We start from the raw sequence: 13556 nt of genomic DNA on the forward strand, positions 1-13556 counted from the left end.
TCGTGCGGCGGCGGTCGTTTCCGGACACCGGTGTGGGGCGGGCGGGTGCGGTCGGCTGTGAGGTCAGGCGACTGCGGGGGCGGGGCGGAAGGTGCGGCGGTAGGCGATCGGGGAGGTGCCGAGCGTGTTGCGCATGTGCTGGCGCAGGGAGTTGGCGGAGCCGAAGCCGGAGCGGTGCGCGACGAGGTCGACGGGCAGGTCGCTGGATTCCAGCAAGTGGCGCGCCAGGTCGAGGCGTTGGGCGGTCAGCCACTGCCCCGGGGTCATGCCGACCTCGTCGCGGAAGCGCCGGGTGAAGGTGCGCAGGCTCATCCTGGCCTGGGCGGCCAGCTGGTTGAGCGTGAGCGGTTCGGCAAGGTGTTCCAGGGCCCAGGCGCGCGCCTGGGTGGTGGTGGCGGTGGTGGGCTCGGGCACGGGCCGGTCGATGTACTGGGCCTGCCCGCCGTCGCGCCACGGGGGTACGACGCACAGCCGGGCGGCGCGGTTGGCCACGGCGGTGCCGTGGTCGGCGCGCACGAGGTAGAGGCACAGGTCGATGCCTGCGGCGACGCCGGCGGAGGTGAGGATGTCGCCGTCGTCGACGAAGAGGACGTCCTCGTCCAGTTTGATGCGCGGGAAGGCCCGCTGGAACTCCTGTGCCTTGAACCAGTGGGTGGTCGCGGGCCGTCCGTCGAGCATCCCGGCGGCGGCGAGCACGTACGAGCCGGTGCAGATCGACACGATCCGGGCGCCGGGGCGGATCCGGGCGAGGGCGTCGGCGTGCGCCTGCGACAGCGGTGCGCCGAGGAGGAGTTCGCTCATGGCGTGTGTGGGCGGGATGACGACGGTGTCGGCGGCCGCGAGCGCCTCGGCGCCGGCCGAGACGCCGATCGTGAACCCCGCGTCGCTGGACACGGGCTGCCCGTCGGCGGTGCAGACGGTGACCTCGTAGAGCCGGTTCCCGGAGTCGTCATAGGCGTTGCCGAAGACCCGGGAGGGGATTCCGAGCTCGAACGGGGGGACGCCTTCGAGGGCGAGTACGGCGACGCGGTGCATGGCCGGATTCTGTCACATGGTGGCCGTCTGGCCAGCACCGCGCGGGCCTGCCGGCGGCGAAGCTGGTGCCGTCGCCGGGAAAACCGGTGTGGAAGAGACAAAAGGAGACATCCATGCGTGCCGTCGTCGTCAGCCAGTGGGGCGGTCCCGAGGTCCTCACCGAGACCGAGGTCGACCGGCCCGAGCCGGGGCTGGGCGAGATTCTCGTGCGGGTGCACGCGGCCGGCGTGAACCCCGTGGACTGGAAGACCCGCGCCACCGGCGCCTTCGTCTCCTGGGACCGCATCCCGGTGGTCGGCTGGGACGTCTCGGGCGTCGTCGAGGCGGTCGGGCCGGGTGTGACGCTGTACCGGCCGGGCGACGAGGTGTACGGGATGCCCCGCTTCCCCCGGCAGGCCGGCGCCTACGCGGAGTTCGTGACGGCCCCGGCGCGGCATTTCGCGCGCAAGCCGGCCTCCCTGGACCACGTGCAGGCGGCCGCGCTGCCGCTGGCGGCGCTGACCGCCTGGCAGGCGCTGGTCGACACGGCCGGGGTCACGGCCGGGCAGCGGGTGCTGGTCCACGCCGCGGCCGGCGGTGTCGGCCACCTGGCGGTGCAGATCGCCAAGGCCCGCGGCGCGTACGTGATCGGCACCGCCAGCGCGGCCAAGCACGGGGTGCTGCGCGGGCTCGGCGCCGACGAGCTGGTCGACTACCGAGCCGAGGACTTCGCCGAGGCCGTCTCGGACGTGGACGTGGTGCTGGACGCACTGGGCGGGGAGGTCGCGGAGCGCTCCCTGCGGGTGCTGAAGCCCGGCGGCCACCTGGTGACGCTGCTCGGACCGGACGCCCCGGCCGGGGCGGGCGGGGTGCGCTCTTCCTTCGTCGTGGTGGAGCCGGACCTGAGGGGCCTGGAGGAGATCACCGCCCTGGTGGAGCAGGGCCTGCTCAAGCCGCTGGTGGAGACGGTGCTGCCGCTGGAGCAGGCGGCGAAGGCCCACGAGATCGGCGAGCAGGGCCGCACCACCGGCAAGATCGTCCTGACGGTGGCCTGAGCCCGGCCGGGGCGGGCGGCCGCGGGGGCGGCCGCCCGGCGTCACACCGCGGCGGCGGCGCGGGTGGTCGTGGCGATGGTGGCGGAGCCGACGACGCGGGTGCCGTCGTACAGGACGATCGCCTGGCCGGGGGCCACGCCGCGGACCGGCTCGGTGAAGCGGACGCGCAGCTCGCCGTCGACCAGCTCGGCGGAGACCTCGGTCTCGCCGCCGTGAGCGCGCAGCTGGGCGGTGTACGCGGCCGGGCCGCCGGCCGGCGGGTTGCCGCACCAGCGGGGGCGGATCGCGGTGAGGGCGCCGACGTCGAGGGACTCGGCGGGGCCGACGGTGACCGTGTTGTTCACCGGGGAGATGTCCAGGACGTAGCGCGGCTTGCCGTCGGGGGCCGGGTGGCCGATGCGCAGGCCCTTGCGCTGGCCGATGGTGAAGCCGTAGGCGCCGTCGTGGGTGCCGACCTTGGAGCCGGACTCGTCGACGATGTCGCCCTCGGCCTTGCCGAGGCGCTTCGCGAGGAAGCCCTGGGTGTCGCCGTCGGCGATGAAGCAGATGTCGTGGCTGTCGGGCTTCTTCGCGACGGCGAGGCCGCGGCGCTCCGCCTCGGCGCGGATCTCCTCCTTGGTGGTGACCGTGTCGCCGAGCGGGAAGAGGGCGTGGGCGAGCTGCTTCTCGTCGAGGACGCCGAGGACGTACGACTGGTCCTTGGCCATGTCGGAGGCGCGGTGCAGTTCGCGGGTGCCGTCCTCGCCCACGACGATCGTCGCGTAGTGGCCGGTGCAGACCGCGTCGAAGCCGAGGGCGAGGGCTTTGTCGAGGAGCGCCGCGAACTTGATCTTCTCGTTGCAGCGCAGGCACGGGTTGGGGGTGCGGCCGGCCTCGTACTCGGCGACGAAGTCCTCCACGACGTCCTCGCGGAAGCGCTCGGCGAGGTCCCAGCAGTAGAAGGGGATGCCGATGACGTCGGCCGCGCGGCGGGCGTCGCGGGAGTCCTCGATGGTGCAGCAGCCGCGCGCGCCGGTCCGGAAGGACTGCGGGTTCGCGGAGAGCGCCAGGTGGACACCGGTCACGTCGTGCCCGGCTTCGACCGCGCGGGCGGCGGCGACGGCGGAGTCCACGCCGCCGGACATGGCGGCCAGGACGCGGAGGGGGCGGGCGGGGCGCGGCAGGTTCTCAGTCATAGCGCCTTCCAGGGTACGGGGGAACCGTGCGGGGTCACAGTGCGTTGTCGGGGGCAGGGGGTGGGCGCATGGGAACCGTGGAGAAGGCGGGGAAGCCGGCCGGAGGGCCGGGCCGGGGCAGGACGCGCCGGGCCGTGCTGTTCGGGGGCCTCGGCGTCCTCGCCGTGGCGGGCGCGGCCGGGGCGGACGAGGTGCGGCGGCTGTGGTGGCTGCTGCCCGGGGTGTCCAAGCCGCGCAAGGAGGGCGAGCTGGACTACGCGGGCGCGGGCTGGACGGCGGCGTCGCCGGCGAACTGGCGGCTGGCGGACCGGCCGGACGACTACCGGGTCGACCGGATCGTGGTGCATGTCACGCAAGGGGGCTTCGCCTCGTCGGTGGGCGCGTTCCGGAATCCGTGGCACAAGGCGTCGGCGCACTACATAGTCCGCCAGGACGGGCACGTGGAGCAGATGGTCCGCGAGCTCGATGTCGCCTTCCACGCCGGCAACCGCTCGATGAACGAGCGGAGCATAGGCATCGAGCACGTCGGCTACGTGGAGCGGCCGCGGGACTTCACGGACGCGATGTACGCCTCCTCGGCGCGGCTGGCGGCCGACATCTGCCGGAGGTACGGCATACCGGTGGACCGCAGGCACATAGTGGCGCACTCCGAGGTGCCGGGCACCGACCACACCGATCCGGGGCCGCACTGGGACTGGGACCGGTACCTGCGCCTGGTGCGCGCCGAGGTGGCGGCGAAGGGTCCCGCCTGACCGGGCTGCGTCAGGAGAGCCCGGCCGTGCGGGCGCGTGCGACGGCGGGGCCGATGGCGGCGGCCACGGCGGCGACGTCCTCCTCGGTGGAGGTGTGCCCGAGGGAGAAGCGCAGGGTGCCGCGGGCCAGCTGCGGGTCGGTGCCGGTCGCGAGGAGGACGTGGCTGGGCTGGGCCACGCCGGCGGTGCAGGCGGAGCCGGTGGAGCACTCGATGCCCTGGGCGTCGAGCAGGAGCAGCAGCGAGTCGCCCTCGCAGCCGGGGAAGCTGAAGTGCGCGTTCGCCGGGAGCCGGTTGTCGGGGTCCCCGCCGAGGACGGCGTCGGGCACGGCGGCGCGCACGGCGCGGACCAGCTCGTCGCGCAGCCGCCCGACCTCCGCGGCGAACCGCTCGCGCCGCTCCGCGGCGAGGACTGCGGCGACGGCGAAGGCGGCGATGGCGGGCACGTCGAGGGTGCCGGAGCGGACGTGCCGCTCCTGGCCGCCGCCGTGCAGGACGGGCACGGGGGTCTGGTCGCGGCCGAGCAGCAGGGCGCCGATGCCGTAGGGGCCGCCGATCTTGTGGCCGCTCACGGTCATGGCGGCGAGCCCGCTGTCCCCGAAGCGGACGTCGAGCTGGCCGACGGCCTGGACGGCGTCGGAGTGCAGCGGGACGCCGAACTCGGAGGCCGCTTCGGCCAGTTCGCGGACCGGCATGACGGTGCCGATCTCGTTGTTGGCCCACATCACGGTGGCGAGTGCCACGTCGCCGGGGTTGCGGGCGATCGCGCCCCGCAGGTCCTCGGGGCTGACGCGGCCGTACCGGTCGACCGGCAGGTACTCGACGCGGGCGCCCTCCTGCTCGGCGAGCCAGTGGACGGCGTCGAGGACGGCGTGGTGCTCGACGGGGCTGGTGAGGACCCGGGTGCGGGCGGGGTCCTGGGCGCGGCGCGCCCAGTAGAGGCCCTTGACGGCGAGGTTGTCGGCCTCGGTGCCGCCGGCGGTGAAGACGACCTCGCTGGGCCGGGCGCCGAGGGCCTCGGCGAGCGCCTCGCGGGCCTCCTCGACGGTCCGGCGGGCGCGCCGGCCAGCGGCGTGCAGGGAGGAGGCGTTACCCGTGGCGGCGAACTGCGCGGTCATCGCCGCAGCTGCCTCCGGGAGCATCGGAGTGGTGGCGGCGTGGTCGAGGTAGGCCATGATTTCCCGATTCTACGAGCCCCGGGGGGCCCGGGACCCATTCCGCCCCCGCTCCGGCCCGCGCAGGACCGCGCAGGACCGGGCCGTACGACGGCTCCGGCCCCGGCCCCCGTCAGCGGGGGCCGGGGCCGGGGCGGGGCCGTGTCGGCGCGGGTCAGCTCCGCGGGGCGCGGGCCAGCTGGCGGGACTGGGCGACCAGGCGGTCCTCGGAGTCCCAGACCTCGGCGTCCTCCTCCAGGAAGCCGCCGGCCAGGTTCCGCGTGGTGATGGAGATCCGCAGCGGGCCGGGGGCGGGGCGGCGGCGGACGTGCGCGGTCAGCTCGACGGTCGGGCTCCAGCCCATCATGCCGAGGTCGAAGCAGGTCGGCGGGAGCGCGTCGACGGCGAGGAGCAGGGACAGCGGGTCGGCGTCCCGGCCGTCGGCGAGCTCGAACCAGGCCCGCATCTCGCCCTTGCCGGAGGGTGCGCCGAGCGCCCAGCCGGCGGTCGCGGGGTCCAGCCGCAGGCGGAGCCGGTCGACGATGGCGTTGCTGCCGGGGATGGGGGCCGGGCCGGCCTCCGGGCCGAGGCAGGCCTCGTAGGGCGGCATCGCGGGCGGGAGGGCGGTGGTGCGGACGTCGTCCGGGAGGGCGGCGAGGTCGCCGTAGGAGGCGACGACCCGGATCCGCTCGACCTCGGCGCCGCTCTCGTCGTACTGGTACAGGGAGGCCTGGCCGGTGGAGAGGGTGCGGCCGACGCGGACGGCCTCGGTGCGGATGACGGCGGGGCCGGGCTCGCTGGAGGTGAGGTAGTGCGCGGAGACCGTGAAGGGGTCCGGGTGCGGGAGGGCCGCCGCCAGCGCCCTGCCGACCATGGCCAGCAGGTAGCCGCCGTTGACGGCGGTGATGATCGTCCATCCGGCCGAGAGCTCGGCGTCGTACACCCCGGGCTCGCCGGGCCGCTCGGTGATGGTGGTGTCGCGGTCGAACTCGCTGTCGCCGATGGAGGCCTGGGCTGCTGCGTATGCCATGCGGCCGAGCCTACAACCGAAGGCTACTAAGCGGTAGCTTTTTGGTGTGACGTCCCGGTCACGGCTCCTCGGACACCGCGGAGCGGCGGTTCCAGGCCAGCGGCGCCCGCCAGTGGAACTGCATGGCCAGCAGCCGCAGCACGAAGGTGGTGACGATGGCGGCGGCCGTGGTCAGCGCGTTCAGCGCGTCGAAGGCGATGGAGAGGGCGATCATCGCCGCGCCGACGGTCGCGGGCACGGCGTACATCTCGCGGTCGCGCAGCAGCGTGGGCACCTCGTTGGCGAGGACGTCGCGCAGGACGCCGCCGCCGACGGCGGTGGCCAGCCCGAGCGCGGCGGACGCGGTGAGGCCGAGCCCGTACTCGTACGCCTTCGTCGTGCCGGTCACGCAGAACAGGGCCAGGCCCGCCGCGTCGAAGACCTTGATGGCGCGGTTGATCCGCTGCACCTCGGGATGGAGGAAGAAGACGAGGGCCGCGGCGATGAGCGGCGTGACGAAGAAGCTGAGCTCGCCGAAGGCCGCCGGCGGGACGGCGCCGATGACGATGTCGCGGAAGAGGCCGCCGCCCAGGGCGGTCACCTCGGCGAGGACGGCGATGCCGAAGACGTCGAAGTTCTTGCGCACGGCGAGCAGGGCGCCCGCGGTGGCGAAGACGAAGATGCCCGCGAGGTCCAGGGCGTGCTGGATGCCGGGCGGGAAGAGGTCGTGGAGCACCGCCCCATTGTGCCGCCCGCCCGCCTCCGGCCCGCCGGACGCCCGCCTGACGGCCCCGCGGACAGGCCGGCAACCCCGCGGACAGGCCGGCGGCCCGGACACCGACCGCTACTCGGTGTCCGGGCCGCCGGACGAAGGTGCCCCACGGGCAGGCCGTCTGTCTAGGGCGTCACCGCGGCCAGGGCGTCCGCCGCACCCGGGAGGGCCGGGTCGCCGGGGGCCTGGTCAGGGGCGTTCTCGGGGTGGTGGCAGGCCACTTGGTGCCCCGCGGCCAGGGATGCCAGCGGCGGCTCCTTCACCGTGCAGATCTGCGTCGCCTTCCAGCAGCGGGTGTGGAAGCGGCAGCCGCTCGGCGGCGAGATCGGCGAGGGCACGTCGCCCTTGAGCAGGATGCGCCCGCTCTTCGCCCCGCGCCGGCGCGGGTCCGGCACGGGCACGGCCGACAGCAGCGCCTTGGTGTACGGGTGCATGGGGCTCTCGTACAGCGAGGTGCGGTCGGTCAGCTCGACGATCTTGCCGAGGTACATGACCGCGATGCGGTCCGACACGTGCCGGATGACCGACAGGTCGTGCGCGATGATCACGTACGTGAGGCCGAGCTCCTCCTGGAGGTCGTCCAGCAGGTTGACCACCTGGGCCTGGATCGACACGTCCAGTGCGGACACCGGCTCGTCGGCGACGACCAGCTTCGGCTTGAGCGCCAGGGCGCGGGCGATCCCGATGCGCTGGCGCTGCCCGCCGGAGAACTCGTGCGGGTAGCGGTTGTAGTGCTCCGGGTTGAGGCCGACCAGCGACAGCAGGCGCTGCACCTCCGCCTTGAGCCCGCCCTCCGGCGCGACGCCCTGGAGCTTGAACGGCGCGCCGACGATCGTGCCGACCGTGTGGCGCGGGTTCAGCGAGCCGTACGGGTCCTGGAAGATCATCTGCACGTCGCGGCGCAGCGGCCGCATCCCGGCGACCCCGAGGTGCGTGATGTCGCGGCCCTCGAACTCGACCGTGCCGCCGGTGGGCTCCAGCAGGCGGGTGATCAGCCGGCCCATCGTGGACTTGCCGCAGCCGGACTCGCCGACGACGCCGAGCGTCTCACCGCGCCGGACGTCGAAGTCGATCCCGTCGACGGCCTTGACGGCTGCGACCTGCCGGCGCAGCAGCCCCTTGTTGATGGGGAAGTGCTTGACCAGCCCGGTCACCTTCAGCAGCGGCTCTTCGGCGTCCGCCTCGGGCGCGCCCGCCGCGGCCGTGTCCTTCTTCGTCATGTCGGTCACAGCTTCGGCGCAATCTCTTCGGTCCAGATCCGGGTCCGCTCCTCCTGCGCCATGTGGCAGGCCGACCAGTGCCCGCTGCCGTCCTCGGTCAGCTCGGGGCGGCGGGTGCGGGTGACGCCCCCCTCGGGGACGTCCGCGTACGGGCAGCGCGGGTTGAACGCACAGCCGCTCGGGATGTTGATGAGGCTGGGCGGGGAGCCCTTGACCGGGATCAGGCGCTCGGTCTGCTCGCGGTCGATGCGCGGCATGGAGCCGAGCAGCCCCCAGGTGTAGGGGTGGCGGGGCTCGTAGAAGACCTTCTCCGCGGTGCCGCGCTCGACGCAGCGGCCGCCGTACATCACGAGGATGTCGTCTGCCATCTCGGCGACCACGCCCAGGTCGTGCGTGATCATGATGACTGCTGAGCCGAACTCCCGCTGGAGGTCGCGGATCAGGTCGAGGATCTGCGCCTGGACGGTGACGTCGAGCGCGGTGGTCGGCTCGTCGGCGATGAGCAGCTCGGGGTTGTTGACCAGCGCCATCGCGATCATCGCGCGCTGGCGCATGCCGCCGGAGAACTCGTGCGGGTAGGCGTCCACGCGCCGGTGAGGCTCGGGGATGCCGACGCGGTCGAGCATCTCGACGGCGCGCCTGCGGGCGGCCTTCTTGTCGGTGTCGTGGTGCGTCAGGTACGCCTCGACGATCTGCTTGCCGACGGTGTAGTAGGGGTGCATCGCGGAGAGCGGGTCCTGGAAGACCATCGCCATCTTGCGGCCGCGCAGGGTGCGGACGTGGTCGGCGTCCGCCTTGACGAGGTCCTCGCCGTCGAGGACGACCTCGCCGGAGATGTTTGGGCGGCTGCGGGCGTTGCCGGTGCGGTGCAGGCCCATGACGGCCAGCGAGGTCACCGACTTGCCGGAGCCGGACTCGCCGACGATGCCGAGCGTCTTGCCGCGCTCCAGGTCGAAGGAGAGCCCGTCGACGGACTTCACCAGGCCGTCGTCGGTCGGGAAGTGCACCCTGAGGTCGCGTACCGACAGGAAGGCGCCGCTGCGCGGGCCCGCCTGCTCGGGGACGAACGCGGGGCCGGCGGCGGCCGCGGCGGAGCCGCCGGAGCCGGCGGTGGGGTTCTCGGTCACGTCAGCCTCACGCGCGGGTCGATGACGGCGTACAGCAGGTCCACGATCAGGTTGGCCATCACCACGAACAGTGCGGCGAGCAGGGTGACGCCCATGATCACGGGGAGGTCGCCCTGGCCGATGGCGGCGACGGCGGCCGTCCCGAGGCCCTGGAAGTTGAAGGTCGTCTCGGTGAGCACGGCACCGCCGAGGAGGCCGCCGAGGTCGAGGCCGAACATCGTGACGATCGGGGTGAGGGTGGAGCGCAGGGCGTGCTTGCGGATGACCACGCCCTCCTTGAGGCCCTTGGCGCGGGCGGTGCGGATGTAGTCCTCGCCGAGGACCTCCAGCATCGTGGCGCGGGTGATGCGGGCGTAGGTGGCGGCGAAGAGGAAGGCCAGGGTGATCCAGGGCAGGATCAGGGCGTTGAGCCAGGCCGCCGGGTCCTCGGTGAGCGGTTTGTAGTTGGAGACGTCGAGCCAGCCGAGGCTGTAGACGAAGACCGCGGGGGCGACCATGCCGGTGAAGAAGATCGGCAGGGAGACGCCGGCGAGGGCGCCGACCATGACGGTGCGGTCGACGGCGGTGCGGCGCTTGAGCGCCGAGACGACACCGGTGGCGACGCCGGCGAGGACCCAGATGACCGCCGCGCCGAGCGCGAGGGAGAGGGTGACCGGCATGCGGTCGACCATGGTGTCCCAGACGGGCGCCTCGGTCTTGAACGAGTAGCCGAAGCAGGGTGCTTCGCAGTGGGTGGTCTCGGTGCCGCCGTCGTAGTCGCGGCCGACGAAGATCCCCTTGACGAAGGTCAGGTACTGCTCGGAAATGGGCTTGTCGAAGCCCATCTTCACGCGGATGCCCGCCAGGGCGGTCTCGTTGGTCTCGCGGCCGGCGTACATGAGCGCCGGATCGCTGCCAGTGATCTTGGGGACCGCGAAGAAGATGCCGAAGGTGACCACGGAGACCACCAGCAGCGTGGCGGCGACGTTGAACAGCCGCCGTATGAGGTAGACGAGCACTGCAGTCGGCCGCCGGGGCGGGCGGCCGCCGCCCCTCGTGGGGACGGCAGCCGCCGCCTGCGGCCTTCACCTGCCCTTCGGACTAGCGCATGTGCGGTGAAGGCACTTGCCTGTTGTTACGTGGCGACTCGCCCGGTGGCTACTTGCCGACGCCGATCACGGCGAGGTCGATCTTGCCCATGGAGTCGTTGAAGTAGACGTTCGTCAGACGGGGGTTGTGGTAGACGAAGGCCTTGTCGAAGTTGATGGGAAGGTAGAGCGCCTTCTCCATGACCTTCTTGTTGATCTCGGTGTAGAGCGGCGCGGCGGCCTCGGGCGACGCGGCGTCGGCGGCCTTGTCGAACAGCCCGTTGATCTCCGGGTCGTTCAGCTCCGCGTAGTTGTGGTTGCCGTTGGGCTTGATGAACGAGCCGTCGACGAGCGGCTGGAGGAAGCCCGAGCCGGAGTTGTAGTCGGCGCCCCAGCCCATGACGATGATGCCGTAGTTCTTCTTCTTCACGTTCTCGGGCGAGCCGACGGTGGAGGAGGAGAGCTTGCCGTCGTACTGGTCGATGGTGGCCTTGATGCCGACCTTGGCGAGCGAGGCCTGGAGGGACTCGGCCGTCTTCACCTCGGGGGCGCGGTTGTTGCGTACCGCGATCGTGGTCTCGAAGCCGTCGGGCTTGCCGCAGGCCTTGAGGGCCTCCTTGGCCTTGTCCTCCTGCGGCTGGCCCTTGGTCAGGCCGAAGGGGTCGTAGCTCTTGTCGGAGCCGGGCACACCGGGGGGCAGCATGTTGGCGCCGAGGTCACCGCTGGTCGGGCCGCCGCGGGCGGTCTGCAGCGACTTCGGGTCGGCCGCGTAGATGACGGCCTTGCGGCAGTCGATGTTGTCGAGCGGCGCGACCGACTGCGCGAAGGCGAAGTAGCGGATGTACCCGGTGAAGGGATTGTCCGCGTTCTTCTTGAGGTTCGGGTCCTTCAGGACCTTGTTCTTCGCGGCCTGCTGGAGGCCGGTGCCGTCGACCGCGAGGTCGATGTCGCCGGAGAGCAGGCGGGCGTCCATGTCGTCCGGGTTGGTCGTCACCGTGAAGGTGACCTTGTCCGGCAGGCCCGTGCGGATGGTGTCCGTCTTCGGGTCCCAGTTCTCGTTGCGGACGAAGGTGGCGCCCTTGCCGGCGGTGAAGCTCTCGACCTTGTACGGGCCGGTGGAGACCGGCTTGTTCGTGTACGTGGCGCCGGTGTCCTTGGCCATCGGGACCGGCGACGAGGCCGGCATGGCCAGCAGGTAGCTGAAGTCGGAGTTGGCGCTCGCCAGGTTGAAGACGATCGTCTTGTCGTCCGGCGTCTGCACGGACTTCAGGCCCATCTTCCCGGGGTCGGTGTCCTTGTACGGGCCGGGGTACTTCTGGCCCTGGTCCAGGATGTCCATCAGGTAGGTCGGGCCGCCGGACAGCACGTCCTGCGCGAAGACGCGCTCGATGCCGTACTTGATGTCCTTCGAGGTGATCGGCGTGCCGTCCTCGAACTTCACGCCGTCCTTCAGCTTGAGGGTGTACGTCTTGCCCTCGTTGCTGATGACCGGGAGGGCCTCCGCGAGGTCCGGGACGAGCTTCGTGCCCGCCTCGCCCGGCTTGCTGTCGTACGCGAGCAGCTGGCGGATGTAGAGGCGCTGCATGTTCCACACGAAGCCGTAGTAGGCACGCGCCGGGTCGAGGTAGTCGACGTCCTGCGGCGACCAGAGCTTGAGCTCGCCGCCCTTTTCGGTGGACGGGTTGACCACGCCGGTGGTGGCGGCGTTGAAGGCGGCGCCGCCGGCGCCCTTCGCCTCGGACTTCTTCTCGCCGTCGCCGCCGCCGCACGCGGCGGTCAGCGACAGGGCGGCGATCACGGCGGTGATCGCGAGTGCCTGCTTTCTGCGGATCACGGTGGTCCAACCTCCAGTGGTGGGTGAATCGGTGAAGCGGTTCAGCTGCCCTTGGGGTCGAGTGCGTCGCGCAGCCCGTCCCCGAAGAGGTTGAACGCCAGGACGGTGATGAAGATCGTCATGCCGGGGACCACCATGTACATGGGGTCGTCCTGGTAGATGGGGACGGCGTCGGAGAGCATCTTTCCCCAGGAGGCGGTCGGCGGCTTGACGCCGGCGCCGAGGAAGCTGAGGGCCGCTTCCGTCAGGATGTTGGTCGGGATGATCAGCGTCGCGTAGACGAGGATCGGGGCGACCAGGTTCGGCAGCAGCTCCTTGACCAGGATGTAGCCGCGGCCGGCCCCGAGGCTGCGGGCCGCCTCGACGTACTCGCGCTCGCGCAGGGAGATCGTCTGGCCGCGGACGATGCGGCCGATGTAGGGCCACCCGAAGAAGCCGATGACGACGATCAGCACGCCCATGCGGACGCCGGAACCCTCGAATCCCCAGAGGGAGTTGGGGACGACGGAGACCAGGGCGATGGTGAACAGCAGCTGCGGGAAGGCCAGCAGCAGGTCCATCGTGCGGCTGATCAGGCCGTCGACCCAGCCGCCGAGGAAGCCGGCCAGGGCGCCGAGGAAGCTGCCGATGGCGACGGAGACGAAGGCGGCGAGGAAGGCGACGACCAGGGAGATGCGGGCGCCGTAGACGATCCGGCTGAACACGTCGCGCCCGTTGGTCGGTTCGACGCCGAGCAGGTGCTCGGAGCTGATGCCGCCGAAGGAGCCGATCGGCGTGCCGAGGTCCGGGTCGATCAGGTCCTCGTGGAACTCGTTGGGCGGGTGGCCCAGCACGCTCACGATCTGCGGCGCGAACACCGCCACCAGGATCAGGAGGATCACGACCATGCCGCCGGTCAGCGCGACCTTGTCGCGCTTGAGCCGCATCCAGGCGATACGGCCGGGCGAACGGCCCTCGATGGCCTTCGCCGGGACATCGGCTACGGACACGGGTGCGGGGGTTTCCGCGCTCGTGTCATGCAGTGGTGCCGTCATCGTGGTGGGGACCCCTCTCGGCCGGCGGGTCGCCGGCCCATGCCCGCCGCTGTGGCGGCGTTGGTGCGGAGTGGCGCTGGAGTTGCGTCGCGGCACGCAGCAGGGGCGTGCCGGAGTGCGGGACGTGCGCGGTGCGGGACGTGCAGGACGTGCGACAGTGCGGGACGTGCGGCAGTGCGGGGTGTGCGGGACGCACGGGACGTGCAGCGGTGCGGGAGGTGCAGAAGTGCTGGACGTGCGGGTGGTGCTGTGCTCGGTGCGGTGCGTGCGGAAAGCAGGGCGGAGCGGCGAGCGGTGTGCAGGTGAGCCGGGTCCTTCCCGGGGGCGGAGCGGCTCTTGGGTGG

At 72.1% G+C, this 13556-nt stretch carries 12 protein-coding genes; 2 read left to right on the top strand and 10 right to left on the bottom strand.

The window, feature by feature from the left end; translation table 11 throughout:
• Positions 1–63: 63 nt before the first annotated feature.
• Positions 64–1035 carry a GlxA family transcriptional regulator gene (locus MUK52_RS09065; protein WP_284575503.1) on the bottom strand — a complete coding sequence of 324 codons (972 nt, stop codon included), beginning with the start codon at positions 1033–1035 and terminating at the stop codon, positions 64–66.
• 113 nt (positions 1036–1148) lie between these two features.
• Between MUK52_RS09065 and MUK52_RS09070 the strand changes: the two genes are divergently transcribed.
• Positions 1149–2069 (top strand): NADP-dependent oxidoreductase, encoded by a 921-nt coding sequence (locus tag MUK52_RS09070; protein ID WP_284575504.1) that lies wholly within the window; start codon positions 1149–1151, stop codon positions 2067–2069.
• 41 nt (positions 2070–2110) lie between these two features.
• On the opposite strand, the gene mnmA is transcribed toward MUK52_RS09070, so the two are convergent.
• The gene (gene mnmA, locus MUK52_RS09075; protein ID WP_114054287.1) at positions 2111–3244 is read right to left on the bottom strand and encodes a tRNA 2-thiouridine(34) synthase MnmA; all 1134 of its coding nucleotides are present in this window, start codon (positions 3242–3244) and stop codon (positions 2111–2113) included.
• Between the two features lie 68 nt (positions 3245–3312).
• Between mnmA and MUK52_RS09080 the strand changes: the two genes are divergently transcribed.
• The gene (locus MUK52_RS09080) at positions 3313–3996 is read left to right on the top strand and encodes an N-acetylmuramoyl-L-alanine amidase (RefSeq protein ID WP_114054286.1); all 684 of its coding nucleotides are present in this window, start codon (positions 3313–3315) and stop codon (positions 3994–3996) included.
• Between the two features lie 10 nt (positions 3997–4006).
• Here the strand turns inward: MUK52_RS09080 and MUK52_RS09085 are convergent, their stop codons facing one another.
• The 8 genes from MUK52_RS09085 to MUK52_RS09120 all read right to left on the bottom strand — a co-directional run bounded on the left by MUK52_RS09085 (position 4007) and on the right by MUK52_RS09120 (position 13212).
• The gene (locus tag MUK52_RS09085; RefSeq protein ID WP_114054285.1) at positions 4007–5170 is read right to left on the bottom strand and encodes a cysteine desulfurase family protein; all 1164 of its coding nucleotides are present in this window, start codon (positions 5168–5170) and stop codon (positions 4007–4009) included.
• Positions 5171–5324: 154 nt separating this feature from the next.
• Complete coding sequence (locus MUK52_RS09090; protein WP_284575505.1) at positions 5325–6179, bottom strand: thioesterase family protein; 855 nt, start codon at positions 6177–6179, stop codon at positions 5325–5327.
• A gap of 58 nt (positions 6180–6237) precedes the next feature.
• On the bottom strand, positions 6238–6894 hold the full coding sequence (locus MUK52_RS09095; protein ID WP_114054283.1) for a trimeric intracellular cation channel family protein: 657 nt from the start codon (positions 6892–6894) through the stop codon (positions 6238–6240).
• Between the two features lie 161 nt (positions 6895–7055).
• The gene (locus MUK52_RS09100) at positions 7056–8150 is read right to left on the bottom strand and encodes an ABC transporter ATP-binding protein (RefSeq protein ID WP_114058487.1); all 1095 of its coding nucleotides are present in this window, start codon (positions 8148–8150) and stop codon (positions 7056–7058) included.
• A 5-nt stretch (positions 8151–8155) separates the two neighbouring features.
• The gene (locus MUK52_RS09105; protein ID WP_284581680.1) at positions 8156–9178 is read right to left on the bottom strand and encodes an ABC transporter ATP-binding protein; all 1023 of its coding nucleotides are present in this window, start codon (positions 9176–9178) and stop codon (positions 8156–8158) included.
• 95 nt (positions 9179–9273) lie between these two features.
• The gene (locus tag MUK52_RS09110; RefSeq protein WP_114054282.1) at positions 9274–10275 is read right to left on the bottom strand and encodes an ABC transporter permease; all 1002 of its coding nucleotides are present in this window, start codon (positions 10273–10275) and stop codon (positions 9274–9276) included.
• A gap of 139 nt (positions 10276–10414) precedes the next feature.
• Positions 10415–12178: an ABC transporter substrate-binding protein gene (locus tag MUK52_RS09115; protein ID WP_114054281.1), complete on the bottom strand. Its 1764-nt coding sequence runs from the start codon at positions 12176–12178 to the stop codon at positions 10415–10417.
• 41 nt (positions 12179–12219) lie between these two features.
• Positions 12220–13212 (bottom strand): ABC transporter permease, encoded by a 993-nt coding sequence (locus MUK52_RS09120; protein WP_114054280.1) that lies wholly within the window; start codon positions 13210–13212, stop codon positions 12220–12222.
• Positions 13213–13556: the final 344 nt, after the last annotated feature.

The sequence above is a fragment of the Streptomyces sp. 2P-4 genome (assembly GCF_030167965.1).
Classification (GTDB): domain Bacteria; phylum Actinomycetota; class Actinomycetes; order Streptomycetales; family Streptomycetaceae; genus Streptomyces; species Streptomyces globosus_A.

Excerpts from the sequence above, each read along its gene's own strand:
- MUK52_RS09065 (WP_284575503.1), bottom strand. The coding sequence starts at position 1,035 with ATGCACCGCGTCGCCGTACTCGCCCTCGAAGGCGTCCCCCCGTTCGAG.
- MUK52_RS09070 (WP_284575504.1), top strand. The coding sequence starts at position 1,149 with ATGCGTGCCGTCGTCGTCAGCCAGTGGGGCGGTCCCGAGGTCCTCACC.
- mnmA (WP_114054287.1), bottom strand. The coding sequence starts at position 3,244 with ATGACTGAGAACCTGCCGCGCCCCGCCCGCCCCCTCCGCGTCCTGGCC.
- MUK52_RS09080 (WP_114054286.1), top strand. The coding sequence starts at position 3,313 with ATGGGAACCGTGGAGAAGGCGGGGAAGCCGGCCGGAGGGCCGGGCCGG.
- MUK52_RS09085 (WP_114054285.1), bottom strand. The coding sequence starts at position 5,170 with ATGGCCTACCTCGACCACGCCGCCACCACTCCGATGCTCCCGGAGGCA.
- MUK52_RS09090 (WP_284575505.1), bottom strand. The coding sequence starts at position 6,179 with ATGGCATACGCAGCAGCCCAGGCCTCCATCGGCGACAGCGAGTTCGAC.
- MUK52_RS09100 (WP_114058487.1), bottom strand. The coding sequence starts at position 8,150 with ATGACGAAGAAGGACACGGCCGCGGCGGGCGCGCCCGAGGCGGACGCC.
- MUK52_RS09120 (WP_114054280.1), bottom strand. The coding sequence starts at position 13,212 with ATGACGGCACCACTGCATGACACGAGCGCGGAAACCCCCGCACCCGTG.